Here is a 25,759-nt window from a genome sequence, read left to right as displayed (position 1 = left end):
ATTTTAATGTTAAGTATTTAATTTAATTTATTTTAATTATCAATTATCAATTATCAATTATTTGATTACAATTCACTTTTAATATTCAATAACTGCGTTTTAATTCCCTCAAGCTTATTGATGATCTCAAACTTATCGAGCGTCTTTTTTTGTCCTTCTTTCAAATGAATCTTCGCGCCTTCAAGCGTAAACCCGCGTTCCTTCACCAGATGAAAAATCAACTGTAGATTCTTGACATCTTCCGGCGTAAACATTCTATTGCCTTTGGCGTTTTTTCTGGGTTTCAGAATTTCGAATTCTTTGTCCCAAAACCTGAGCAGGGAAGCGTTGACATTGAAAGCTTTGGCCAGTTCGCCAATGCTGTAATACCGTTTGTCTGGAGATAAGTTTAAATGCATCAGTCTAAAGATTGGTTTTCTTGATTTGCTAATTTCGTAATCACGACATATTCCGCCGCTGAGATGTTTCCGTAATAAAAGTTCAATGGGTTCACGACTTCGCCGCCTTTGTGCACTTCATAATGCAAATGCGGTGCTTCCGAACGGCCGGTGCTTCCGACGTAGCCAATGATATCGCCGCGCTTGACACGTTGTCCCGCACGGCATTTATATTTGCTCAAATGCCCGTAAAGCGTTTCATAACCAAAACCGTGACGGATCACAATGTGGTTGCCGTAACCCGAAGCTGTATTATCGGCGCGATCTACAACGCCATCGCCAGTTGCATAAATTGGTGTTCCAGTTTTGGCCGAAAAATCCATGCCTTCGTGAAACTTACGCACTTTGGTAAACGGATCCGAACGGTACCCGAAACCCGAAGCGATTTGTTTCAGATTTTCGTTTCGCACAGGCTGAATCGCAGGAATCGCCGCGAGTAAATTATTTTTTTCTTTGGCGAGTTTTAAAATTTCATCCAATGATTTGGATTGGATCACGAGTTCCTTCGAAATCACATCGACGCGTTTGGAAGTATTCACCACCAATTCCGAATTGTCGTAACCTTCAAGTTGCTTATACCGATTGATTCCACCAAATCCGGCTTTGCGCTGTTCTTCGGGAATCGGCGAAGTGTTGAAATAAACGCGGTAAATGTTGTTGTCGCGTTCTTCAATATTCTCCAAAACTTCATCAATCTGGTCCATTTTTTTGTTGAGGATCGCATACTGTAATTTGAAATTGTCAATTTCTCTCGTCAGCAAACGGTCTTTCGGAGTTTCAAAAAAAGGCGTGTTCAGTAAAACTACAAAACTCAAAACACCGAACAGCGCGGAAGCCACCAAAAACAAAACCGCATAAGCGAATTTCGTCCTCTTTTTGGTCTTGATTTTCCGATACGCCAGATTTTCAGAATCGTAATAATATTTTACCTTCGCCATGTTTTAAAAAATCCTATTTTTGCACCTTGAAAAGGGATAAGTCGAACAAATTTAAGAAATGTTTCGTTGTTCCGCGCTTTTTTCAATGAATATAAATTATTAGGGCCTGATCCGGCTATCCGTTCTTATCTTTTGCGCCGAACGCCGGCACAAAAGGATAACCACTACTATCCGGGGCATAAACGTGGATGCGTTGATTTGGTGATTCGTCAATTCGAAAACCCCGAATAACCAAATCCACAAATAACCAAATTACCAACAAGAATGACATCACAAGACATCAGAAAACAGTTTCTCGATTTTTTCCAAAGCAAAGGGCATCTTATCGTTCCGTCAGCGCCTATTGTGCTCAAAGACGATCCGACCTTAATGTTCAACAATTCAGGAATGGCGCAGTTTAAGGAATACTTCTTAGGCAACGCCGTGCCGAAAAGCCCGAGAATTGCCGATACGCAAAAATGTTTGCGCGTTTCGGGAAAACACAACGATCTTGAAGATGTCGGTTTCGATACGTATCACCACACGATGTTCGAAATGCTGGGCAACTGGTCTTTCGGCGATTACTTCAAAAAAGAAGCGATCAACTGGGCTTGGGAACTTTTGACCGAAGTCTACAAAATTCCAAAAGAAAACCTATACGTTTCAGTATTCGAAGGCAACCCTGACGAAAACGTTCCTTTCGACCAAGAAGCGTGGGACATCTGGAAAGAACTCATTTCAGAAGACAGAATTATCCTGGGAAACAAAAAAGACAACTTTTGGGAAATGGGTGATCAAGGACCTTGCGGACCGTGTTCCGAAATCCACGTCGATTTAAGAACTGCCGAAGAAAAAGCACTGGTGTCCGGAAAAAGTTTAGTTAATAATGACCATCCGCAAGTCGTCGAAATCTGGAACAACGTGTTCATGGAATTCAACCGAAAAGCCGACGGTTCACTAGAAAAATTACCCGCACAACACGTCGATACCGGCATGGGATTCGAGCGTTTGTGTATGGCTTTGCAAGGCGTCACTTCAAATTACGATACCGATGTGTTCACGCCGCTGATTCACAAAGTCGAGCAGATTACAGGATTGAAATACACTTCCAACGAAGTTCAGAATATCAGTGAAGAACAAAACAAAACCAACATCGCGATTCGCGTAGTCGTCGATCACGTTCGTGCTGTAGCGTTCGCTATCGCCGACGGACAATTGCCCTCAAACACCGGAGCCGGTTATGTCATCCGCAGGATTTTACGCCGCGCGATACGTTACGGTTTTACGTTTTTAGACATCAAAGAACCTTTCATCTACAAACTTGTTGAGGTTTTGGCGAACCAAATGGGCGCGTTTTTCCCCGAAATCAAATCGCAGCAAAGCCTTGTGACCAATGTGATTAAAGAAGAAGAAGCATCGTTTTTACGCACGCTTGACCAAGGTTTGCAGTTGCTCGAAAATGTAGTGACGCAAACGCAAGGAAAAGAAGTTTCGGGCGTGAAAGCTTTTGAATTGTACGATACTTTCGGTTTTCCAAAAGATTTGACGGCTTTGATTCTGAAAGAAAAAGGCATGGAATTCAACGAAACGGAATTCGACCAATCGATGTTCGAGCAGAAAACGCGTTCCCGCGCTGCTTCTGAAGTTTCGACGGAAGACTGGACAGTTTTGATTCCCGGAAATGTAGAAACTTTCGTGGGTTATGACCAATTGGAAAACGAAGTGAAAATCACCCGAATCCGTAAAATCGACAGCAAAAAAGACGGCATCTTATACCAAATCGTTCTGGACAACACGCCATTCTACCCGGAAGGCGGCGGACAAGTAGGAGACAAAGGCACGTTGACTTCCGCCAACGAATCAATCGAAATCATCGATACCAAAAAGGAAAACAACCTGATTTTACATTTTACAAAACAACTTCCTGAAAATACGAGTGCTAGTTTTGTAGCGAAAGTCAATGCGGATTTGCGCGCGGATTCTCAAAGCAATCACACGGCAACGCATTTGTTGCATCAGGCTTTGCGTTCGATTTTAGGAAAACACGTCGAGCAGAAAGGTTCGCTTGTGTCGCCAAATTACCTGCGTTTTGACTTTTCGCATTTTGCTAAAGTCACCGATGCGGAATTGCAGCAAGTTGAAGATTTTGTGAATGCAAGAATTCAGGAACATTTGCCTTTAATTGAAAGAAGAAATATTCCGTTCCAGCAAGCGCTCGATGAAGGCGCCATGGCTTTGTTCGGAGAAAAATACGGCGATTCCGTTCGCGCCATCAAATTCGGAGAAAGCATGGAACTTTGCGGCGGAACACACGTCAAGAATACCGCTGAAATCTGGCATTTCAAAATCATCAGCGAAGGTGCAGTTGCTGCCGGAATCCGCAGAATAGAAGCGATCACCAATCAAGGCGTACGCGATTTCTTTGCCGAGCAGGAAAAAGCTTTGCAGGAGATTAAAGAAACTTTGAAAAACCCGCAGGATACCCTAAAGGCGGTTGTCGCTTTGCAAGACGAGAATGCGAAACTGTCAAAACAGATTGAGGCTCTGATGAAAGACAAAGTGAAAAACATGACGTCTGAACTCGTGCCGCAATTGCAAACCATCAACGGCGTTCAGTTTTTGGCTAAACTCGTTGATGTTGATGCAAATAGCGCAAAAGATCTTGCCTACGAAATTGGGCATGTGGCTAAGAATCTGTTTCTGGTTTTGGCTACAGCTGAAGAAGGAAAACCAATGCTTACCTGTTATATTTCGAAAGAATTGGTGGCGGAGAAAAATCTTAATGCAGGAAATGTGGTTCGTGAATTAGGAAAGTATATTCAAGGCGGTGGCGGTGGGCAACCTTTCTTTGCGACTGCCGGTGGAAAAGATGTTTTAGGCATTCAGGAAGCTTTGGAAAAGGCAGTCGGTTTTATCCAATAAAAGGAAATCAACAAGCTTGTTAATTCACGGATAACCCACAATAATTGAGCAAAATAGCGGTTCTAAACAGGAACTCATTTTTTTCTTTTTTATATCACTATTTTTAAGTTTATTTGCGTAACATAATTCAATTTTAAAAAAGCACCCATGAAAAATATATTTCTTATGTTGTTTGTTTCGATAGGTTTATTCACTTCCTGTGTAGAAAAACCTGAGGAAGATCCGGATACAACGCCACCGGTTGGCGACATGCAGATTGATTTTGATGGGCAGCGCTTTACATCAGTTACGACTCAGGTGGTTCTTAATGATACTTCTTTGATGATTAAAGGTGTCGGTGCAGACGGTGCTTTTTTCATAATCGCAGTGCCTTCTATGCCGGTTGTAGGTACGTACACTTGGGATGAATTCGGACCCACCGAAGCAGGTTTTTCTATAGAGTATCACCCGGCTAATGGTTCCGACCCTTATATTGCGGCACGCGATGACAGTGGTGAATTCGCTAATTTCTCAGAGTATACTGACACTGCAGAATTGGTCATTACGGCTATAGACCGAACCAACAAAAGAATATACGGGTCTTTCAAATTTACCGGCGTAAGATTCGCAGATGTAGCGCAGACAGCCGTAAATACTAAAGTGTTTACTAGTGGTACTTTCTTTAGTCTTCCTTATACAGCGACGGAAGTTGTCAATCCTAGCGACAATAGTATAGTGCCTATAAAAATTGAAGACAGGATTCAGGGCACCGGCGTCTTAGAGACCTCTACAGTATATACTTATGATGCTACCAATGCCAGAAAAATTAAGAAAGAAGTTAGTACGGATGCAGATGGGTTTGTAGATACGTTAACGTATACTTATTCAGGCGACCTGATCACCAAAATTGAGGATAACGTGAATGGTGTTGTACTTTCTGTAGAAACATTCGAATACAACGGGGCCAATAAATTAATCAGCTATATTTCAACAGATATCGCAGGTGATAACGCTATAAAGGAAGTGTATACTTATAATCCTGACGGAAGTATTGGAGTGACAAGATTTACAGGCGACCTCACTGCTCAAACCACGCCTGACGGAACCTCGGTTATAACTTTCTTAAATGGAGAAGTTTCAAAAATTGAGTTTTCATCAGGCCAAGTAAAGACCTATACTTACGACACTAAAAACAATCCATTCAAAAATGTCATCGGATTTGCGCAGACGACATTTGTAGACGGAGAAGCCCAAGGAATGTCCAAAAATATAACCAACGAGGTTATAGACTTAAATCCGACTTCTGTATTTACCTATATGTATAACTTGTCTGATTTTCCGACAACTTCCAATGAAGATAGTGATTATACGCATAATTACTTTTATTAATAAGAAACTCTAGTATATCCCTGAAACCCAAACCTTCGTCGTTTGGGTTTTTATTTTGAAAAAGCACTACTCTTATGAAAAAACTACTCATCCTCCTATTGATGACATTTTTGTTTTATTCGTGTTCTTCAGACTCTTCCTCAGATTCCAATCCGGTAGCGACCGATTCTATTTTGATCAGAAGAACGATTCAAACCACTTCAGGTTCCAGCCAGAATGCTATTATTAACGATTTTGCCTATACCGGCAATAAACTGAATACGATTACCAACAGCGAGGGTTTGGTGCAAAAGTACTTTTATACGGGAGATGTCATCACAAGAATGGAATGGTACGTTGATAATTCTGGAATTCCGATCATTTATGATTATACCTACACAAACGGTAAGCTGGCTACTATGAAAAAGACAGACAATCTTGTCGATCAGGAATTTAGAATCGTCTATACTTACAACAATGACGGAACCATTACGACAAATAACTATTCAAGGACTGATAATTCGGGAGAGGAATTCGATGGTCAGAGCAAATACTTCATGACCACCACCAATGAAATCCAACGAATTGAAGATTATAATACTGCAGGAACACAAATCGCCAGCACCTCAACATTTGTATATGATGCGAAAAACAATCCTTTCAAAAATATCTTAGGATGGGGTAAATTACTTATTCCGGGCGCAGGATTTTATGCTAACGTGACTTCTTCCGTTACAAACTTTGGTACTCAAAGCGCTACTTTTCAATACAATGCTGACAATTTTCCTACAACGGAAGTTCGCTCCTACAGCGGAAACCCAGGTACAACCATAAACCTAACATTTATCTACGAATAAGCCATGAACTTCACGACCAAAGTTCCCATTACAAAAAGCAATCACCTAATCAATTATGATTCGAAGATTGTAAGCTTGGGTTCTTGTTTTGCCGTGAATATTGCCGAGAAATTCAACTATTACAAATTTCAGCATACCGTCAACCCGTTTGGGATTTTATTCCATCCGATCGCGATTCGCGAAATCATCAAAAGAACGGTGCATCAGGATTTTTATACCGAAGCTGATGTTTTCTTTCACAACGAACGCTGGCATTGTTTCGACGCGCATTCTGATTTGAGCGCGAACAATCAGCAGGATTTGCTTCAAAAACTCAATCAAAACCTAGAAGATTTAAAAACCAATATCGAAGCCGCTTCGCATATTCTCATTACGTATGGAACGGCTTGGGTTTACCGCGAAAAAGCATTCCAAAAAATAGTTGCCAATTGCCATAAAGTGCCGCAATCACAATTTGAAAAAGAATTGTTAAGTATCGAAAGCATTCAGGAAGCGATTCGGGATGCGATGACTTTGATTCAAAGCATCAATCCGAAAGCAGCGATCATTTTTACGGTTTCTCCGGTGCGGCATCTCAAAGACGGATTTACGGAAAACCAACGCAGCAAAGCACACCTGATTGCCGCAATCCATCAAATGCTGGAAGCAGAAACCACCGCAGCCTATTTTCCGTCATACGAAATCATGATGGACGAATTGCGCGATTACCGTTTTTATGCCGAGGATATGATGCATCCCAATGCCACGGCCATCGAATACATCTGGGAACAATTTGCTTCGGTTTCGATTGTTTCAGAATGTTTGGCCGTTATGGAAGAAGTCGAAAGCATCCAAAAAGGATTGGCGCACCGGCCGTTCAACCCGGATTCGGCATCGCATTTGAAATTCACTGCGCAACTTCAACTTAAAATCGCACAGCTTCAAAAGCGATTTCCTAAAATGACTTTCTAAAAAATACGTATTTCATCGTATTGTTACGCCTTCCTTATTGACGCAGATTTGTACTGTTCACCAATACAAATCTAATGTTCATGAAAACAACCTCTATTTTAGCAAAAGCAGTAATACTTTCTTTAGTATTCTTAAACCTTTCCTGTAGCAAGGACTCCAGCGATTCCAACAATTCGAATCCGGTAAATACCAGCGCTACCACTTTCAAACTTGACGGTGTCTTAATTACCGCAGACGAAACAGAAGCTACTGTATATAACAATACCGTAGCCGGCGGGCAATACATAGATGTATATGCTTATAAAGCAGGCGTTCAGGTGCTCGAACTCCACATGCCTGCAACGGTCGGCAATTATCCTGCACAACATGCCGGATTTACGATGGCCGATTCGTGGCTGACCTACCAAGACGGATCAGGAGCCAATCTCCTAGATTATTATCATTCAGATTCTGGTACGATGAATCTTACCACTTGTGATTTAACGGCTGATGAATTGCGCGGCACTTTCAACTTTGTAGGAAACAACACCGCGGCTAGCAAAAATATTACTGAAGGGAATTTAGTAGTCACTGAAATCACGCACCAACCTTAAGCATCATGAAATCAAAATACTACTATCTCATTTTTATTTTTTTCGTCGCATTGACCTCAAACCAGCTGTATGCGCAACGTCCGGTGCTGACCGATGAAGAGCAGATTACAGAAACGGTCACCAAGGAAGTCGACGATATGTTTCATGCTCAGGATTTCACCAAAAAGAAAGACAAGAAATATGCAGACGTTCACGGTACGATGGTCGTAGATATAGGCGTTGTGCAGAATGGCAAAGTGTCCTCTTTCTTCAAAGTCGACAGCGAAATCAAGAACATCGACTTCATCAATTTTATGTCGGATTACATCCTCAACCATAAGTTTCAATTCAAATTACAAAAACAACAGCGGTATAAAATCCGCTACACGATTACCTTTTAAGTTCAACACTCTAAGTTCAACCAAAATTTAATGATTATGAAAAAAGTATCCATGGCAGTGTTCTCGTTATGTCTTATCGGAACATTCACAGCTTCAGCGCAATTCGGCAATCTTTTAGGAAAGAAAAGCGCCGGCAAAAAATCAGGCAGTTTTGCCACAGTATGGGAATCGGAATTCGATAACAAAGCCACGCGTTTGGCGCTTTGTGACGGCGACGGGCAGTATATTATCGGAACCGACGACAACTCAGCTTCGGTAATCGACGCCAACGGGAAAGCCATCTGGAATGGCGATTACAAAAAATTGACCACCAACAAAACGAACAATTCCGAATATCAATATACGATCTGGAAAGACAAAGGTGGTTATCTGTTTTTGTTCGATGCCAGAAAATTAGGAACCGACAGGGTAGCAGTACTCGATCTGGCCACAGGAAAAGAATTGTGGAATTCAGAACAATACCAGGACCTGATTCCGAAAGATGCGAAAGGCATGGAAGGCACCGATCAGGGCGAACTCGAAACCGTAAAATATATTACAGAACTTGATGCGTTTATGATTTCTCAAAAGAATTCCGTGATTATGGTTAAAGCCAATACCGGTGAGAAAATCTGGGAAACCAACCGTTTCAAAGGCGGTGTCGGAAAATATATTTATGATGCATCGAAAAAGGAAATCATCATGGTCAATTACAAACCTACAGGCTGGGGCGCTCTGTTTGCAGGCTTTAAAAACCAACTGGTCCGAATCAATGCCGTCAATGGCGATGTGCTATGGGATGCCACTTTCGTCGGGGTGATCGAAAAAGAACTCGTGACCAGAAGAGCGATTGTTGACCTCTGGATCAAAGGCGACAAAGTGGTGATGTATATGGACGGATTGACCGTTTTCGACTACAAAACCGGACAAAAAATCTGGAATGTCAATTATGATAATGACATCAATGGTGCTAATGGCGGCTTGTTCAGTGGCGGGAAAAGATCTAAAATCTACAGAGCGATTGCTGAACCGTTATTTACTGAAGATGCAGTTTACCTTGTTATTCTGGGTGGAAGAGACCGTACAAAATATGTAGAAAAACACGACCTCAATTCAGGAAAACTATTGTGGGCTTCTGAAAAAATCACCGGTGCATTCTGTATGCCGAACATCTACAAATCCAATGATAAAATCTTGGTACAGGTCGGTGGGAAAGTACAGGTTCAGGAATTCCGTCTTGAGGAATCTTCAGGCGGAGCAGGATTCGGCGCAGCGATGGCTTTAGGTGGTTTTGGCGGCGGTGGAAGTGTGAAAACTTGGGTGCCTTACATCTATTGGGATTATAAAAACCAAAAGAACTCCGTGTTGTGCCTTGATGATAAAACAGGACAAACCGCCTGGCGTTCGGAACGTTTCGACAAACGCATCACAGACTTTATTTTAGACGACAACAAAACGGTTTTCGTAGGCGACGGTGACGAATTCTACAGCTATGACATTGCTTCAGGAAAACAATTGTTCGATGTGAAACACAACGATGCGAAAGTAGGAAAAGCAGCAGACGTGATAGATTTCAACGACAAAGTGGTCGTGCTTTCCGAAAAAGGATTGGCCGCTTACAACAAAAAAGACGGAACGCGCGCTTATGCTTCCGAGAAAATCAAAGGGATTGATTACTTCTACCACATCGGAGACAATTATTTCCTCAGAGACCAAAGAAACAGCAAAAATATTATCTACGGTATCGATATGACAAACGGAGAAACCAAAGGTTCCGTGCAGTCGAAAGGAAAAGGCGGAAGCCCTAAATACGGCGATGGTATCGATATTACTGATGATGGGGAATACATTTTCGCCTTCAAAGGAAGAAAAGTAGAGAAGATTAAAGTAAACAATTAAATAGGTTGAACGTTTATTTGTTTCGGGCTGTGGAAGCAATTTCGCAGCCTTTTTTTAATACGATCAAGATGAAAAATATACTGATAATCTCCATTTGTCTGTGCGTTGTTTCGAGCCATGCGCAGCAAATCCAATGGGCTCATAAACTCATTAAGTATTCTTCGGATTTGGGCGGAAAACAATACGGCATCAAAAGGATTTTGGGCAAACCCGATGCTTTTCCGCAAGCCGGAAATTCCCCGAATGCATGGGCGCCCAAAAAAGCACTTGACGGTTATGAAATCGTAGAGTTGGGATTTGAAAAACCACAAAGCGTCAAACAAATTGCGGTATTCGAAAATCTGAACGCGGGTTGTGTAGTGAAAATCGGTGTTGATACGGGTTCCGGCAAATATGAAACCGTCTGGACACGAAAATCAGACTGGAAAACGCCCACGTTCAAAGCGACCCTTCCGGCGGATCGCGCGTATTATTATAAACGCAAAAGAAGGAAAATTCAGGATGCGCCTGAGTTGCTGAATCCCGGCGTCGAACATGCGCTATTGAATCAAATGGTCAGCAATGTCGTCGCGGTAAAAATCGAATTCAATTTTGCGCTGTTGCCCGGACAAAAACAGATTGATGCGGTCGGGATTTCAGACAGCGATGCGCCGTTGAATGCCCAAATCAATACCGGAAGTACTTTCGAACTGTTACCCAAAGCCGAAGAACTGACCATGGTCGATACCGACATTTCAGCCATTGAAGTCGCCGATGACGGGAAGCGTTTGTTTTTCACGAGCAACGACGGGCAAAAAGACCAGGTTTATTGCGCGAACAGAAATCCCGATGGCAACTGGTCGGCACCCAAACTCGAGGTTTCTTTGAGCGAGAATGACAGCTTCAATTTTGTTGAATATGCTTCGCCAACTTATGTGCTCAAAGGCGGAAACCGTTATGAGACCGGAACCGGCGAAACGGGTTTTCAGCTTTATAAACTCAATAACGGTGCCTTCGAACCTGCCGATCCTATCAAAATTACGGCTTATGCCAATTATGGAGAAACCGCCGATGCGACCGTAACAGCTGATTTAAAAACCATCGTGTTGGCGGTCGAATCTGATTTCACGCAAGGTGGAAGCGACTTTTACTTTGCCAATCAAAAAAGTGACGGTACTTACGGCTTGCTGCAAAACATGGGCAAAGCAATCAATTCTGCAGATGATGAAATCACGCCGCAATTGTTATCGGATCAGAAAACCTTGCTTTTCAGTTCGTGCGGATTCAGCAGTTTCGGCAATTATGATATTTATGTGAGTTACCGCCTTGATGACAGTTGGAAAAACTGGTCGGAGCCGGTAAATCTCGGAAGCAAAATCAATGGCGATGGCTTTGAGGGCGGCCCCTTTTATGATGAACCGAGCCAGCAATTGTATTTTACGAAATCCGTCGATGGGAAATTGAAACTGCACGCCGTAAAAATTCCAATCAAAGATTTGATGAAAGGTTGAGAATACGAAATAAGACGTATTTTTTGTTAAGTCATAACTTCCGAATTTTAAACTTCAAATTTTTCTTACTTAAAACGAAGCCAAGCTATGATGCTTTTTCTTTTGATATTGCTTTTGATCTTTTGCTTAATAGTTTTCTACCTCGGCCAGCAATTCGGACGTGAGCAGAAAATGTTTGAGCAAAGGATCGATGCTTTACAGAAAATCATTGTAGAACTCAACCAGAAATCGATGTTGCAAAGTCATAAAATACAACTTACCGAAGAGTTTGAAAAAACACTCCAATCGAGCAAACCCAAACTTGGCAACCTGATTTTCAACCTGAATTATGATTTGTTCGAGTTGCTTTCGCAAAACAATCTGCTCAAGTCCCGAAAATGACAAAAGTTCCCGCTATTTTTAAACTGTTTTTAGTATTTTTAGAAAGTAATTCGATTTCATGAAAAACACGATACTATCAATCAGTTTGTTGCTGCTATTTTCCTGCGGACATCAGGAAAAAAAAATAGCGCCTGCGATGACGGAAAAACAATCGAAAATCGTTCAAGCCTACAAGAATATAGGTCAGATTTCTATTACAGCTCCGGATTCTTTGGAAATTTATGCCAATAATCTCGAGCGTTTGTCAGTTGGTGAGCCCAACATTTATAAAGCGATGGCCTCCTTTGCGCGCGCGGCCTTTTATCAGAACAAATCGAGTTACGGCTTGTCAAAAAAGTATTACGAGCAATCCGTTCGGCTCATAGGAAATGCAAAATTCGATACCATTGCCGCCAAAGCCTGCATCGGGCTGGCCAACGATTACAAAAACACCGGCGATTATCCCAAGGCATTTGAGTGTCTTTATAAAGCCTTGAAAATTTACGAAAAGCACCAAAATAAATACGGCATTTGTAGTTCGTATGGTTGCATGGCGCAGATTTATTTGCAAAAAGACGATCTCGTTTCGGCGGAGGAAAACCTCAAAAAGTCACTTAGCATTCTTGGAAAAGATAAGTACAATAGGTTTTATTTAATTTCCTTACATACGCTTGCGAATCTTTATGGCATGGAAGGCCATTATCAACAGGCGTTGGATCTCGACAAGGAAGGGATTAGGATTTCTGATGAAATTAAATCCTTGCGCAACAAATCGACTTTTTATGACAACAAAGCGAATTGCTTTATGTATTCGAATCAGTTGGATAGCGCTGCGTATTATTTTAATCAATGCCTTAAAATTGATTTGGAGATAGGCGAAAAAAAGCAAATTGCAGATACTTACAGCAATTTAGGAACTCTCGCTATGTTTCAAAAAGATTACACGACGGCAGAAAGCAATCTTCAGAAAGGCATTGCCATTTTAAAGGAAATCCAGCAGAAGCCGAACCTGATTATGGCTTATACGAATCTAGTCGATTTGTATCAAAAGCAACGAAAATTTGAAGCGGCGCTCCAAGTCCAACTCCAAAAGGAAACCATCACCAACGAACTGATTTCCGAAAAAAAAGAAGCTGCTTTGGCCGAATCTAAAATTCTGTACGAAACGCAAAAAAAGGAACAGCAACTTGCCGAAAACAAAGTGTTGTTGTTAGAGAATGAAGCCGAAGTCAAGCAAAAAAATTACTTTCTGATGGCCGCGACCGCTTTGGCATTTTTTATCGGTTTGGTAGGATTCTTAATTTACCGCCAGCAGAAAATCAAGAACCGGCAGCAGGAACAGGAATTCAAACTGCGCTCGGCGATTGTGCAGATCGAATCGCAAAACGAACTGCAACAACAGCGTTTGACGATTTCGCGCGATTTGCACGACAATATCGGGGCGCAACTGACTTTCATCATTTCCTCGGTCGACAACATCAAATACGCCTTCGATATTCAGAATCCGAATTTAGAATCGAAACTCGCCAACATCAGCAATTTCACGAAAGACACGATCAGCGAACTTCGCGATACGATTTGGGCGATGAATTATACCGAGATTACGATTGAAGAACTGCAGTCGCGCATCCTCAATTTCATAGAAAAAGCCAAAGACGCCAAAGAATCAATTGATTTTAAATTCCACATTGAAGCAGGTTTAAGCGAACTTAAACTCAGCGCGGTGGTCGGGATGAACTGCTATCGCACGATTCAGGAAGCCATCAACAATGCCATCAAATATGCCGAAGCGAGTGAAATCGTGATTGAAGTGAGCACACACGAAGACAAAATCTGTATAGCGATTCGCGACAACGGTATTGGTTTCGATATCGACACGATCGAGAAAGGAAACGGCTTGCGTAATATTCAAAAAAGGGTAGAGGATATCGGTGGAAAACTCGAGATCATTTCGGAGCTAACAAAAGGAACGGCCGTGAAAATCGCGCTCGACAAAATCAATCTCGGACGCTAATGAAAAAGGCATTCACCTATCTATTGCTGACTTTTCTATGCCATGCACATGCGCAGCAAAAGGCGGAAGTCGATGCACTTAATAACATGCCCTACGATACGAAAGTAGCAAAATCGGCAGTGCTCGATGAAGCCTTTCTCAAGAATGCCAACGACGCACACAAAATCGGCTATGCTTTGGGTGAAGCCGACAGTTACGCCAATTTGAGCCTCGTCTACTATATCCAGGGCAAATACGAAAAGAATTTCCGGTATGCGCTCAAGGCAGTTTCGTTGTATGAAAAACTCAATGCCGGTGAAAAAATGGCTGATGCCTATGGATTGATGGGCTATCAGATGAAGCGGCGGAACATGAAAAATGCGCTTTACTATATGCAGAAAGGCAAGCGAATTGCCGAGCAAAATGGTTTCCGCCAACCGCTGCTGAGCATCTATAATAATTACGGTGTGCTTAAGGAAATGCAGGAGCAATATGATTCGGCACTCTATTTTTACAATAAAGGACTTGCAATCAAAGAGCACATCAACGACAGTATCGGGATTCCGTACAGCCTTAACAACATCGCGGGTATACATATCATTCGAAAGGAATTTGACAAAGCAAAGCCGATGTTCGACCGCGCGATTGCGATCCGCTTCCGGTTGAAAGACACGTTCGGGATTACTGAAAACTACACCTACTTCGGTGATTTATATACGGCGCAACACCAACCAAAACAGGCTATCGAATGGTATAACAAAAGCCTTGAAATGGCTATGCGTTACCGTTATACCGACCTGATTCAGTACAGTTATAAAATGCTTTCGGAAAACTATGAATCGCTGCACGATCAAAAGTTAGCATTCGACAATTATAAAAAGTACACACAATATAAAGACAGCCTGCTCAATAAAGACACAAATTCGAAAATTGCAGAACTTGAAGTGCGTTTTGAAACGAATAAAAAAGAGAAGCTGATTGCCCAGAATCGGGCCGAATTGTTGCAAAAAGAAATTGAAGCCAGAAAAGCACGTTATCTGATTGTAGGTTTGGCGCTGTTTGCCTTATTTTTTGCTTTGATGGGCTACCTGCTTTTTCGCCAACAGAAACTCAAAAACCGCCAACAGGAACAGGAATTTCAGTTGAAATCGGCGATTGCACAAATCGAAACCCAAAACCAATTGCAGGAACAACGGCTTACGATTTCGCGCGATCTGCATGACAACATCGGTGCGCAACTCACTTTTATCATTTCGTCGGTCGATAATATCAAGTATGCATTTGACATCCAGAATGCGAAACTTGATTCGAAATTGCAGAGCATCAGCAACTTTACCAAATCGACGATTGTCGAACTGCGCGATACGATCTGGGCTATGAATTCGAATGAAATCACTTTTGAGGATTTGCGCGCGCGCATTCTCAATTTCCTAGAAAAAGCGAAATCGGCCAAAGAAAATATTGAGTTCCGGTTTGAGATTGATGACGATTTGAGCCAAGTCGAATTCACATCCATTTTCGGGATGAACATTTACCGCACGTTGCAAGAAGCGATTAACAATGCTTTGAAATATGCAAATCCTACGCAAATCAACATCACAGTCAAGAAAATAGACAATACGGTCTCGATTCAGATTCAGGACAACGGCATCGGCTTCGATATGGAAACGGTCGTCAGGGGCAACGGTTTGCTCAATATGGAAAAGCGTATTGAGAGTATCGGCGGTATTTTCACGTTGCATTCGGAACCGGAAAAAGGAACTTCGGTTTCGATTCTCATTCACCTTTAAAATTTAAAAAATGATCAAAATAGCCATCGCAGACGATAATTCATTCCTGATCAAAACGATTCAGGAAAAACTTTCTTTTTTCGAGGATTTTGTGATCAAGTTCACGGCAGTGAATGGCGAGGACATGATTGAAAAACTCGAGAAAAACCACGCCGTTGATTTGATTTTAATGGATATCGAAATGCCCAAAATGAACGGCATCGAAGCGACGTACGCAATCAAACAAAAATTCCCGCAGATTAAAATTATCATGCTGACGGTTTTTGACAATGATGAAAATATCTTCAAATCAATCAAAGCCGGAGCCGATGGTTATTTGCTCAAGGAAGTCAATCCTCAGGATTTGCAACAAGGCATTATTGATACGCTGAACGGCGGTGCGACGATGACGCCTTCGATTGCTTTGAAAACCTTGAAGTTGTTTAGGAATCCTATTGATTTTGAAAGTGCTACGCCACAGGAAGATATTCAACTCACGGTGCGTGAAATCGAAGTCTTGGAGCAACTCAGCAAAGGCTTGAAATACCATTTGATTGCAGAAAATCTTTACCTTTCCGTGGGAACGATCCGCAAACACATCGAGAATATTTACGCGAAATTGCAGGTGCACAACAAACTTGAAGCGATTCAGAAAGCCAAAAACAACAACCTGATTTAGGTTCGAATGTCATAATTTTTTCTATTTTTATAAAAAAAAGACATGCTCAAAAGAATCGGTCTCGCCGTTGCTGCTGCACTTGTTTTGTTTTTGCTGTTCAAATATTGCGAATTCAAAAAAAGCGACACATCTACTGTAGATTACAACACCAATCTCATTCAACAACAAATCGTCAACGTTGGTAAACTTGTGGTTACCGAAGGCCATTTTGCCGAAGTACTGACTTATAAAGACCAGGACAAATATTTCGGCGGCGTATTGTCGTTTGAAAAAAAAGCGTTGATCATTGTCAATGCTGATGTGACCGTAGCGTATGATTTGCACCAAATGCAGTACGACATCGATGAGAAGAATAAGACGATTACGATTAAATACATTCCTAAAGAAGAAATCAAAATCAGTCCCGACATTCAGTTTTATGATGTCAATCAAAGTAAATTCAATGCTTTTACGGGCGATGATTACAACAAAATCAACAAATCAGTTCGACTGAATCTGGCTAAAAAAATTGAAAAATCTTCACTAAAAACCAATGCGCAAAATCGACTCGTTTCCGAATTGTCGAAAGTGCTGATCCTGACCAATACGATGGGCTGGAAACTCAAGTACGAAGGCCAGGAGATTGTTTCCGAAACCGATTTGACTTCTAAAATCAAAGGATAAATTTTCCGAATCTTTTTTTCATCAGTTGCTTCAAAATACGAAAATAAGCGTATTTCCAGAAGGTTATCGGCATTCTACATTTGCCCTATAACTTTTAAAAAACAACAAAATGAAATCAAAAAATTATTTTTCAAAATTTGCTTTGTCACTTTTCTTTTTATTTGCTTTGAATACTTATGCAAATAATGTCGAAATTACTGGAACGTCTGTTTCAGGCTCTAATATTACATTCAATATTTCTTGGGAGAACAGCTGGAATGCGAATGTAGCTCCAGCCAACTGGGATGCCGTTTGGGTATTCATTAAATATCAAGATTGTAACACCCGTTTGTGGGCACATGCCGGTTTGAGTACAGTTTCAGGAGATCATACTGCGGGTTCACCATTGCAAGTTGATACCGTGACGGACGGTAAAGGTGTTTTTATTCGCAGAAGTGCCTTGGGTGGCGGCAATATTTCGGCTACTTCAATTACTTTGAAAATGACCATACCAGCTGGAACTTACAATTATAAAGTTTTTGGAATCGAAATGGTTAACGTACCACAAGGTGCATTCGAACTTGGTGATGGAACGAGTGTATCTACGTTCAATAGTATTACTGTAAACGCAACTTCGCAGTCAGCTGGTATTACTTCTGCAGTGATTGGCGGCGGCGGTCCGTCAATTCCTGCCACTTTTCCTGTTGGATACAATGCGTTTTATTGTATGAAATATGAAATTTCTCAACTGCAGTATGTAGAGTTTTTAAATTCATTGACTTTTTCACAACAACAATCCCGTGTTACCTCTGATCCAACAAGTGCAGCTGGAACTTATGTGGTTTATGGAAGCTATGGATATCGAAACGGAATTGTCATTGAAACGCCTGGAAATAATGCAGCCATCCCAGCCGTTTTCGGATGCGATGCCACAACGGGTGTAGTTAACAATGTTAATGATGGGCAAAGCGTTGCCATGTCTAATTTAAGTTGGGCAGATTTAGCTGCGTATTTGGATTGGTCAGCATTACGCCCAATGACCGAATTAGAATTTGAAAAAGTATGCCGTGGGACAATGCCAAGAGTAGCGGGAGAATATCCTTGGGGTGATACCACTATCAATCCGTTTTACAGCTCAACCATTGAAAATGCATTGCAGCCAACAGAAACCGAAACTACAGTAGTAAACGGTAGATGTGCCGTAGCCATTGGAACCGGAAGCGGAATATACGGCCCGTTAAAAGTGGGTGTTTTTGCTACCGCTTCTTCAGGAAGATCTTCGGCAGGTGCTGCTTATTATGGTGCTATGGAAATGGGTGGAAATCTTTGGGAAAGAACGATTTCTGTAGCCAATGCTTCAGGGACTGCTTTCACGGGAACCTTAGGAGACGGAACTTTAACATCAATCGGAGATGCTAACCAAGCCTCTTGGCCTTCAGTTACCACTGCAACGGGCGTTGGGGCAAGAGGGGGCGAGTATGTAAGCGCAGCAACTCTTGTTAGAACATCTGACAGATCTTTCGCAGGAACAACAAGCGCAGCAAGAGCCTATACCAATGGTGGTCGTGGCGTAAGATAGTAATCCAATTTGATTGGCAAGTACTTTTTTACTTGCTACCCAATGAATTATAATAATTTAAAAATCAAATTAGATGAAACGCAAAAAAATAATATCAAAAAAGCGAATGAATATCTGTGCGCTCCATCCTCGGTTAAAAAACAAATAATAGATACAGATGAAAACAACAAAAATATATTTAGTTGTTTGCTTAACATTTTTTTTGACACAATTTAACGCATTTGCACAATACAACGGTGGAAATTCCAACGGAGCAACAGCAAATGAATTAAGTATAACCAGTTGTTCCATACCACCACATTTTTATGTTTATTTTGGTGGGGTTAATGACGGTTCAAGTGTCGAAGAATTAAGTACAACAGCTTGTGGAATTGCAGCATTCCAGTTTGCCTATATGGGCGGAACTGCCGATGGCGCAGCAACCGAAGAAACCAGCATAACCGCCTGTGGTATTCCGCCTTCCTTCTATGCTTATTTTGGCGGGAATAATGATGGGGCACATGTCGAGACTTTAGAAGCATCGGTCTGTGGATTTCCACCGCAATTTTATGTTTATTTTGGTGGCGATGGCGATGGTTTTACATTGGATAGAACCACACCAATATGTCCGACCGCACCACCAGTTACCGATTTTACAGCTTCAGCAACATCAGTTTGTGTAGGCCAATCGGTCACTTTTACGGATACTTCTACTAATATCCCATCAGCGTGGATTTGGACATTAACCGGTGCAACGCCAAACAGCGCTACTGATCAGAATCCAACTGTAATATACAATACTCCGGGAACTTATACAGTGACTTTGGTTGCGGCTAATTTCAACGGAAACGATACGGAAACCAAGACAGGTTACATTACTGTAACAGCCATTCCAACCGTAGCTACCACAACACCCGCGAGCCGATGTGCCACAGGAAGTGTGTCTTTGGGTGCTACTGCGAGTGCCGGAACGCTCAATTGGTATGCCGCGTCAACTGGAGGAAGTGTCTTAGGCACAGGAACCACTTTCGCAACGCCAAGCATCTCGGCCACAACCACCTATTATGTGGAAGCCGCCAATGGAAGTTGTAATTCTGCGAGAACGGCGGTTGTTGCGACAATCAATACAATTCCAAGTATTACAGCGACTACACCCGGTAGCCGTTGCGATTCAGGCTCCGTTACTCTGTCTGCTTCGGCGAGTGCAGGAAGTACAGTTTGGTACGCTGCAGCTACTGGAGGAACACCATTGGCTACGACGAATACTTTTGCGACACCCAATATTGCTGCGACAACGACTTATTATGTAGAAGCCGCAACAGCAACTTGCAATTCGCCAAGAACAGCCGTAATCGCAACTGTAAACACCACGCCAACGGTAACAGCCACAACACCGGCCAGCCGCTGTGATGTAGGAACTCTTATTTTGGGTGCAACAGCTAGCGCAGGAACTTTAAATTGGTATAGCGTACCTACGGGCGGAACCGTTTTAGGAACCGGAACGAGCTTTACCACGCCCTCGATTGCAAGCACTACGACTTATTATGTAGAAGCCGCTACGGCAACCTGTACTTCGCCAAGAACCGCCGTAATTGCGACAGCAACACCTACGCCAACAATCACTTCATCCACTGCGGGCAGCCGTTGTGATGCAGGAACGGTTACGCTTTCGGCAACATCAACCTCTGGAAGCAATACGGTTTGGTATAATGCAGCGACAGGTGGAACCGCTTTGGCAACGACGAATACTTTCGTAACGCCAAGCATCAGTACAACGACTACTTATTATGTAGAAGCCGTCAACGGAAGTTGTATCTCCACTAGAACAACTGTTGTGGCCACAGTCAATACCACACCAACGATAACTGCAACCACGCCGGCAAGCCGCTGTGGCAATGGTTTGGTTACCTTATCAGCTACTGCAAGCGCCGGAACGCTCAATTGGTATACTGCTCCAGTGTCAGGCTCATTTGTCGGAACCGGAACGAATATTTCGCCCTCTATTTTAGTAGGGACAACGACTTTCTATGTTGAGGCGACCACAGGTAATTGTACTTCTGCAAGAACGGCAGTAACGGCAGTGGCCAATGCAATTCCTACCATTACCGCTGTGACGTTTGATTCACGATGCGATGCAGGAACTTTAGCACTCGGAGCCACCGCAAGTGCAGGAAACATCAGTTGGTATGATGTGCCATCCGGAGGAACAGCGCTGGGAACCGGAGCCAGCTTTACGACGCCGAGCATCAGCACGACCACAACGTATTATGTTGAAACTGTTGATGCCACTTGTTCCTCGACAAGAACGCCTGTGACCGCTTCAATCAACCCGACCGCAGCACCAACCGGATTCTCAAACCAAACTTTTTGTAGTGGAGAAACTGTCGGATTGTTGGGGGTGAATGGTTCAAATGTGATTTGGTATGATGCGCCAACGGCAGGAAATGTGGTTCCGGATAATACGCCATTGGCAGCAGGAACTACTTATTATGCTTCTCAAACGCTGACTTCATGCGAAAGCCCGACGCGTCTGGCCGTAACGGTAACGCTTGGAACTTGTCTCGGAAATACAACATTCGAAATGAATGCCCTTAAAGTATATCCGAATCCGGTAATTGATGTCCTCAATGTTTCCTACAAGGAAAATATTGATAAAATCGAAATCCACAATATGTTAGGACAACTCATTCAGTCCAGAAAAGTCAATGCGAATGAAAGCAGGATTGATCTGTCGCAATACGCAGCAGCAACTTATCTTGTCAGAATTTACATTGGCAATCAAATCAAAACTTTCAAAGTCATCAAGCAATAATGAGGTTTAGTAGTTAGTTTTTTTGGAAACCACGTCGAAAGGCGTGGTTTTTTTATGCAAATAAATGCTATATTTGAAACGCATGAAACCCACCGACCGCAAAACCGAAATCATCACGATTGCCGCACAACTTTTCAAAGAAAAAGGCTACAGCGCCGTAACCATGCGCGATATGGCGCAAGCGATGAACATCAAAGCGGCCAGCCTCTACAACCACATCAAATCGAAACAGGAAATTCTGGTTTTGATCATCATCGAAATCGCCGAAGAATTTACCAGCACGATGTTGCAGATTGTCAATTCCGACGAAACCACAATTCAAAAACTAGAGAAAGTCATCCAACTTCATATTGATATCACATTAAGAAATCCCGACGCGCTCGCTTGCCTCAACAACGATTGGATGCATTTGGCTGATAAAGAATTGACCTATTTCATCAAAATGCGCGAAGAATACGAAGAAAATTTCAGGACAATTATCAAACAGGGAATCGCCAATCACGAAATCAAAAACCTCAATATCGAAGTCATCATTTTCTCAACCCTTTCCACGCTGCGCACGCTTTACCTTTGGTACGGCAAGAAAAAAAGCCCGAATGCCGAAGTGCTCAAATCCAATATGATTGAGGTGCTTTTAAATGGAATTATTTAGGAGCATAATCCCGCTATCCACTCTCAATCTTTTGCGCGAACACCGCTGCAAAAGGATTTCCGTTGCTATCGGGGCTAGTATTTTGCGGTTATTTTACGTTTTATTTCAAATTAAAAACTAAAATTACCTGAAGCCCACTGGGCTTCCTCCTCTTAATATCAAATTATCGGGGCTAGAACACAAGGTCTTATATAACAGCTGTTTACAAATTTTCAAACGTTATCGTAACCAATTACAAATTAATGTTTAAATTTGCATAGCAAACTAACAAGTGTTAGTTTTTAGTAATGCGAAAAACAATGGCGAAATTTCACAGTTTAAAAGTTCAGGATATTTATAAGGAAACCAAAGATTGTTCGGTCATTTCACTCGAAATTCCGGAAGATTTGAAAGAAGCGTTTCAGTTCCAACAAGGACAGCATCTCACGCTAAAAGCCAACATCGATGGCGAAGAAGTGCGCCGTTCGTATTCGCTGTGTTCAAGCCCGACCGAAAACCAATGGAAAGTCGCTGTGAAAAAAATTAGCGGCGGTTTGTTTTCAACTTATGTTCACGACACTTTAAAAAAAGGACAAATGCTTGAAGTGATGCCACCGCACGGAGCATTCTTCAAAGACATCGACCCAACAAAACCTAAAAATTATATCGTATTTGCGGCCGGAAGCGGCATCACGCCCATACTTTCCATCATCAAAACGCATCTGGCACTTGAGCCGAAAAGTACTTTCAAACTTTTTTATCTGAACCGAAGCGTAAAATCGATTATCTTTAAAGAGGAAATCGAATTGCTCAAAAACAAATATTTCGACCGTTTCGAAATTTTTCATTTTCTAACCAAAGAACATCGCTCAGTCGAGTTGTTCAATGGCAGGTTCACCAAAGAAAAATTGCAGATTCTCTCCGACAAAATCATCGACATTCCCCAAGTAGACGAATGTTTCATCTGCGGTCCAGAAGCTATGATTTTCCTAATCCGAGACGAGTTGATGGCGGCCGGATTGTCGAAAGATAAAATCCATTACGAATTGTTTACGACTGGCAATTCCGAAGAAGACAAACTGCGTATCAACAAAGTACTCGAACAAAAAGTGGAAGGTACAGCCGTTACGATTATCGATGGCGGAAAAGAATTCCATTTCATCATGGATGACGATTTCGATAATATCCTAGATGGTGCGTTAGCTGCCGGAGCCGATCTGCCTTTTGCATGTAAAGGCGGCGTTTGCAGTACTTGTAAATGTAAAGTGATCGAAGGTTCTGTCGGGATGAAAGTCAATTACGCCTTGGATGAAAATGAAGTCAACAAAGGTTTGGTATTAAGCTGTCAAGCCGTGCCAACATCAGAAAAAGTAGTCGTCGATTTCGGCGTTTAAAATAAATTGCAATAACTAAAAAAATAAAGTTATGTCAGAAAAAGAAGTAAAAAATTTAGAAGCTATTTTTGAAGCGCGTATCGCCAACGATGAAAAAATTGAACCCAAAGATTGGATGCCCGAAAAATACCGCAAAACGCACATCCGCCAAATTTCACAACATGCCCACTCCGAAATTGTAGGCATGCTGCCCGAAGGAAACTGGATTACCCGTGCGCCTTCGCTCAGAAGAAAAGTAGCCTTGCTGGCAAAAGTACAAGATGAAGCCGGACACGGTTTATACTTATACAGCGCCTGCGAAACATTAGGTGTTTCCCGTGAGGAATTATACGAACAATTGCATTCTGGCGAAGCCAAATATTCAAGCATCTTCAACTATCCAACAGTAACTTGGGCCGACATGGGAGCGATTGGCTGGCTAGTCGATGGCGCAGCAATCATCAATCAAGTGCCATTGACCACAACGTCATTCGGACCTTATGCAAGAGCTATGGTTCGCGTTTGCAAAGAAGAAAGTTTCCACCAAAGACAAGGTTTTGAAATCATGATGACTTTGGCCAACGGCACTCCAGAACAAAAAGAAATGGCGCAAGATGCACTCAACCGCTGGTGGTGGCCGTCATTGATGATGTTAGGTCCAACCGATGCAGAATCCGTGCACACCGAACAATCCATGAAATGGAAACTCAAACGCAAAACCAACGATGAATTGCGCCAGCAGTTTGTAGACCAAACCGTACCACAAGCCAAGCTCATCGGACTCACTATACCCGATCCCGAATTAAAATGGAACGAAGAAACCAAACGCTACGATTTCGGCGCCCTTGATTGGGATGAATTCTGGCAAGTCGTAAAAGGCCACGGTCCATGCAATAAAGTCAGAATGGATGCCAGAAAAAACGCTTGGGACAACGGAAAATGGGTGCGAGACGCAGCAATGTCTTACGCCGAAAAACAAGAATCACTTTTAGAAACAGCAGTTTAAAAATAGCATTATGAAAAACTGGCCACTTTGGGAAGTCTTCGTCAGAAGCAAAAACGGACTAGAACACCGCCACTGCGGAAGCCTACACGCATCCGATGCAACAATGGCTCTTGAAAACGCTCGCGATGTCTACACCAGAAGAATGGAAGGTGTCAGCATTTGGGTCGTGCCCTCAAAAGTAATCACAGCTTCAAATCCAGATGATAGCGCCGAACTTTTCGATCCTGCAAAAGACAAAGCCTATCGTCATCCGACTTTTTACGAATTGCCCGACGAATTAAAACACATGTAAGATGAATAACAACTTAGTTCAATACATCTACGGAATAGCCGACAACGCCCTAATCTTAGGGCAGCGTCTGGGCGAATTATGTGGTCACGGTCCCAATCTAGAAACCGATATCGCCATGACCAACATCGCGCTCGATCTACTCGGACAAACACGAAGCTATTACCAATATGCAGCACAATTGTTAGGCGAAAAAGCCACAGAAGATACCATTGCTTTCCTCAGAAATGAAAGAGAATACAAAAACGTATTGCTCGCCGAACAACCTAATACCGATTTCGCCTATTCCATCGGAAGACAGTTTTTGTACGACGAATTTCATTTACTGCTATTGAATCAATTACAAAACAGTACCGACGAAACCTTAGCTGCCATCGCTAAAAAAAGCATCAAAGAAGTGCGTTACCATGTGCGTTTCTCCTCCGATTGGATCAAACGTTTGGGCGACGGAACTGCAGAAAGTCACGAGAAAATGCAAAATGCCATCAATGATTTGTGGACATTCACCGACGAATTATTCCACCAAACCGATGCCGATAAAGTTATGGTTTCTCAAAACATAGGTGTCGATGTGACACAATTGAAAACCGATTTTTACAACAACATCAATGAAGTTTTAAAAGAAGCCACACTCGACATTCCCGATTTGAAATATTTTCAAAAAGGCGGAAAAAACGGGATTCACAGCGAACACATGGGCTATTTGTTGGCCGATTTACAATACATGCAACGTTCTTATCCGAATATGAATTGGTAAAATTTTCAGGAGCTATTTCCCGCTATCCGTTCCCAATCTTTCACGGCGAACACCGCCGCAAAAGGATTTCCACTGCTATCGGGGCTAGGGCTTCAAATAAATAATAAAAATCCGCGGC

At 42.3% G+C, this 25,759-nt stretch carries 22 protein-coding genes; 20 read left to right on the top strand and 2 right to left on the bottom strand.

The features are described from left to right. Positions 1–65: 65 nt before the first annotated feature. Both Q0058_RS02385 and Q0058_RS02380 read right to left on the bottom strand, forming a co-directional pair. Entirely contained in the window at positions 66–398 is a 333-nt protein-coding gene (locus tag Q0058_RS02385) for a MerR family transcriptional regulator (RefSeq protein ID WP_298221136.1), read from the bottom strand. Then, complete coding sequence (locus Q0058_RS02380; RefSeq protein WP_298221135.1) at positions 398–1,375, bottom strand: peptidoglycan DD-metalloendopeptidase family protein; 978 nt, start codon at positions 1,373–1,375, stop codon at positions 398–400. Before Q0058_RS02380 ends, Q0058_RS02385 begins: the two co-directional genes overlap by 1 nt. Before the next feature lie 264 nt (positions 1,376–1,639). On the opposite strand from Q0058_RS02380, the gene alaS reads away from it, so the two are divergent. From alaS to paaC, 20 genes are all read left to right on the top strand, one after another. Beyond that, positions 1,640–4,276 carry an alanine--tRNA ligase gene (gene alaS / locus Q0058_RS02375; protein WP_298221134.1) on the top strand — a complete coding sequence of 879 codons (2,637 nt, stop codon included), beginning with the start codon at positions 1,640–1,642 and terminating at the stop codon, positions 4,274–4,276. 147 nt (positions 4,277–4,423) lie between these two features. Beyond that, entirely contained in the window at positions 4,424–5,644 is a 1,221-nt protein-coding gene (locus tag Q0058_RS02370) for a hypothetical protein (RefSeq protein WP_298221133.1), read from the top strand. Between the two features lie 74 nt (positions 5,645–5,718). Then, positions 5,719–6,480 carry a hypothetical protein gene (locus Q0058_RS02365; RefSeq protein ID WP_298221132.1) on the top strand — a complete coding sequence of 254 codons (762 nt, stop codon included), beginning with the start codon at positions 5,719–5,721 and terminating at the stop codon, positions 6,478–6,480. 3 nt (positions 6,481–6,483) lie between these two features. Further along, positions 6,484–7,431 carry a GSCFA domain-containing protein gene (locus Q0058_RS02360; RefSeq protein WP_298221131.1) on the top strand — a complete coding sequence of 316 codons (948 nt, stop codon included), beginning with the start codon at positions 6,484–6,486 and terminating at the stop codon, positions 7,429–7,431. An 80-nt stretch (positions 7,432–7,511) separates the two neighbouring features. After that, positions 7,512–8,024: a hypothetical protein gene (locus tag Q0058_RS02355; protein WP_298221130.1), complete on the top strand. Its 513-nt coding sequence runs from the start codon at positions 7,512–7,514 to the stop codon at positions 8,022–8,024. A gap of 5 nt (positions 8,025–8,029) precedes the next feature. Then, positions 8,030–8,404 carry a hypothetical protein gene (locus Q0058_RS02350; protein ID WP_298221129.1) on the top strand — a complete coding sequence of 125 codons (375 nt, stop codon included), beginning with the start codon at positions 8,030–8,032 and terminating at the stop codon, positions 8,402–8,404. A gap of 36 nt (positions 8,405–8,440) precedes the next feature. Beyond that, the gene (locus tag Q0058_RS02345) at positions 8,441–10,282 is read left to right on the top strand and encodes a PQQ-binding-like beta-propeller repeat protein (protein WP_298221128.1); all 1,842 of its coding nucleotides are present in this window, start codon (positions 8,441–8,443) and stop codon (positions 10,280–10,282) included. A 68-nt stretch (positions 10,283–10,350) separates the two neighbouring features. Then, positions 10,351–11,772, top strand: a complete 1,422-nt coding sequence (locus tag Q0058_RS02340) for a hypothetical protein (RefSeq protein WP_298221127.1) — start codon at positions 10,351–10,353, stop codon at positions 11,770–11,772. 87 nt (positions 11,773–11,859) lie between these two features. Further along, on the top strand, positions 11,860–12,153 hold the full coding sequence (locus Q0058_RS02335; RefSeq protein ID WP_298221126.1) for a hypothetical protein: 294 nt from the start codon (positions 11,860–11,862) through the stop codon (positions 12,151–12,153). A gap of 58 nt (positions 12,154–12,211) precedes the next feature. Beyond that, positions 12,212–14,146, top strand: a complete 1,935-nt coding sequence (locus Q0058_RS02330; protein ID WP_298221125.1) for a tetratricopeptide repeat protein — start codon at positions 12,212–12,214, stop codon at positions 14,144–14,146. Beyond that, positions 14,146–15,915, top strand: a complete 1,770-nt coding sequence (locus Q0058_RS02325; protein WP_298221124.1) for a tetratricopeptide repeat protein — start codon at positions 14,146–14,148, stop codon at positions 15,913–15,915. Before Q0058_RS02330 ends, Q0058_RS02325 begins: the two co-directional genes overlap by 1 nt. A 10-nt stretch (positions 15,916–15,925) precedes the next feature. Next, positions 15,926–16,573: a response regulator transcription factor gene (locus Q0058_RS02320; protein ID WP_298221123.1), complete on the top strand. Its 648-nt coding sequence runs from the start codon at positions 15,926–15,928 to the stop codon at positions 16,571–16,573. A gap of 42 nt (positions 16,574–16,615) precedes the next feature. After that, on the top strand, positions 16,616–17,236 hold the full coding sequence (locus Q0058_RS02315) for a DUF4230 domain-containing protein (protein WP_298221122.1): 621 nt from the start codon (positions 16,616–16,618) through the stop codon (positions 17,234–17,236). 109 nt (positions 17,237–17,345) lie between these two features. Continuing rightward, positions 17,346–18,794, top strand: coding sequence for an SUMF1/EgtB/PvdO family nonheme iron enzyme (locus Q0058_RS02310; RefSeq protein ID WP_298221121.1), 1,449 nt, complete (start codon positions 17,346–17,348; stop codon positions 18,792–18,794). 202 nt (positions 18,795–18,996) lie between these two features. Then, entirely contained in the window at positions 18,997–21,585 is a 2,589-nt protein-coding gene (locus Q0058_RS02305; protein ID WP_298221120.1) for a T9SS type A sorting domain-containing protein, read from the top strand. A gap of 82 nt (positions 21,586–21,667) precedes the next feature. Beyond that, complete coding sequence (locus Q0058_RS02300) at positions 21,668–22,237, top strand: TetR/AcrR family transcriptional regulator (protein ID WP_298221119.1); 570 nt, start codon at positions 21,668–21,670, stop codon at positions 22,235–22,237. Positions 22,238–22,536: 299 nt separating this feature from the next. Further along, positions 22,537–23,610: a 1,2-phenylacetyl-CoA epoxidase subunit PaaE gene (gene paaE / locus Q0058_RS02295; RefSeq protein ID WP_298221118.1), complete on the top strand. Its 1,074-nt coding sequence runs from the start codon at positions 22,537–22,539 to the stop codon at positions 23,608–23,610. Between the two features lie 31 nt (positions 23,611–23,641). Next, on the top strand, positions 23,642–24,595 hold the full coding sequence (paaA, locus tag Q0058_RS02290) for a 1,2-phenylacetyl-CoA epoxidase subunit PaaA (RefSeq protein WP_298221117.1): 954 nt from the start codon (positions 23,642–23,644) through the stop codon (positions 24,593–24,595). Positions 24,596–24,602: 7 nt separating this feature from the next. Continuing rightward, on the top strand, positions 24,603–24,887 hold the full coding sequence (gene paaB / locus Q0058_RS02285; RefSeq protein ID WP_298221531.1) for a 1,2-phenylacetyl-CoA epoxidase subunit PaaB: 285 nt from the start codon (positions 24,603–24,605) through the stop codon (positions 24,885–24,887). A 1-nt stretch (position 24,888) separates the two neighbouring features. Further along, entirely contained in the window at positions 24,889–25,641 is a 753-nt protein-coding gene (gene paaC, locus Q0058_RS02280) for a 1,2-phenylacetyl-CoA epoxidase subunit PaaC (protein ID WP_298221116.1), read from the top strand. Positions 25,642–25,759 lie beyond the last annotated feature (118 nt).

This window comes from Flavobacterium sp. (assembly GCF_027484705.1).
In the GTDB taxonomy this organism is placed as follows: Bacteria; Bacteroidota; Bacteroidia; order Flavobacteriales; family Flavobacteriaceae; genus Flavobacterium.
The sequence above is the reverse complement of the archived record's forward strand: the minus strand, read 5'-3'. Positions and strand labels throughout refer to the sequence as shown.

What these genes read in the sequence shown, in the direction of transcription:
- Q0058_RS02385 (WP_298221136.1), bottom strand. Translation starts at nt 398, where the DNA reads ATGCATTTAAACTTATCTCCAGACAAACGGTATTACAGCATTGGCGAA.
- Q0058_RS02380 (WP_298221135.1), bottom strand. Translation starts at nt 1,375, where the DNA reads ATGGCGAAGGTAAAATATTATTACGATTCTGAAAATCTGGCGTATCGG.
- alaS (WP_298221134.1), top strand. Translation starts at nt 1,640, where the DNA reads ATGACATCACAAGACATCAGAAAACAGTTTCTCGATTTTTTCCAAAGC.
- Q0058_RS02370 (WP_298221133.1), top strand. Translation starts at nt 4,424, where the DNA reads ATGAAAAATATATTTCTTATGTTGTTTGTTTCGATAGGTTTATTCACT.
- Q0058_RS02365 (WP_298221132.1), top strand. Translation starts at nt 5,719, where the DNA reads ATGAAAAAACTACTCATCCTCCTATTGATGACATTTTTGTTTTATTCG.
- Q0058_RS02360 (WP_298221131.1), top strand. Translation starts at nt 6,484, where the DNA reads ATGAACTTCACGACCAAAGTTCCCATTACAAAAAGCAATCACCTAATC.
- Q0058_RS02355 (WP_298221130.1), top strand. Translation starts at nt 7,512, where the DNA reads ATGAAAACAACCTCTATTTTAGCAAAAGCAGTAATACTTTCTTTAGTA.
- Q0058_RS02350 (WP_298221129.1), top strand. Translation starts at nt 8,030, where the DNA reads ATGAAATCAAAATACTACTATCTCATTTTTATTTTTTTCGTCGCATTG.
- Q0058_RS02345 (WP_298221128.1), top strand. Translation starts at nt 8,441, where the DNA reads ATGAAAAAAGTATCCATGGCAGTGTTCTCGTTATGTCTTATCGGAACA.
- Q0058_RS02340 (WP_298221127.1), top strand. Translation starts at nt 10,351, where the DNA reads ATGAAAAATATACTGATAATCTCCATTTGTCTGTGCGTTGTTTCGAGC.
- Q0058_RS02335 (WP_298221126.1), top strand. Translation starts at nt 11,860, where the DNA reads ATGATGCTTTTTCTTTTGATATTGCTTTTGATCTTTTGCTTAATAGTT.
- Q0058_RS02330 (WP_298221125.1), top strand. Translation starts at nt 12,212, where the DNA reads ATGAAAAACACGATACTATCAATCAGTTTGTTGCTGCTATTTTCCTGC.
- Q0058_RS02325 (WP_298221124.1), top strand. Translation starts at nt 14,146, where the DNA reads ATGAAAAAGGCATTCACCTATCTATTGCTGACTTTTCTATGCCATGCA.
- Q0058_RS02320 (WP_298221123.1), top strand. Translation starts at nt 15,926, where the DNA reads ATGATCAAAATAGCCATCGCAGACGATAATTCATTCCTGATCAAAACG.
- Q0058_RS02315 (WP_298221122.1), top strand. Translation starts at nt 16,616, where the DNA reads ATGCTCAAAAGAATCGGTCTCGCCGTTGCTGCTGCACTTGTTTTGTTT.
- Q0058_RS02310 (WP_298221121.1), top strand. Translation starts at nt 17,346, where the DNA reads ATGAAATCAAAAAATTATTTTTCAAAATTTGCTTTGTCACTTTTCTTT.
- Q0058_RS02300 (WP_298221119.1), top strand. Translation starts at nt 21,668, where the DNA reads ATGAAACCCACCGACCGCAAAACCGAAATCATCACGATTGCCGCACAA.
- paaE (WP_298221118.1), top strand. Translation starts at nt 22,537, where the DNA reads ATGGCGAAATTTCACAGTTTAAAAGTTCAGGATATTTATAAGGAAACC.
- paaA (WP_298221117.1), top strand. Translation starts at nt 23,642, where the DNA reads ATGTCAGAAAAAGAAGTAAAAAATTTAGAAGCTATTTTTGAAGCGCGT.
- paaC (WP_298221116.1), top strand. Translation starts at nt 24,889, where the DNA reads ATGAATAACAACTTAGTTCAATACATCTACGGAATAGCCGACAACGCC.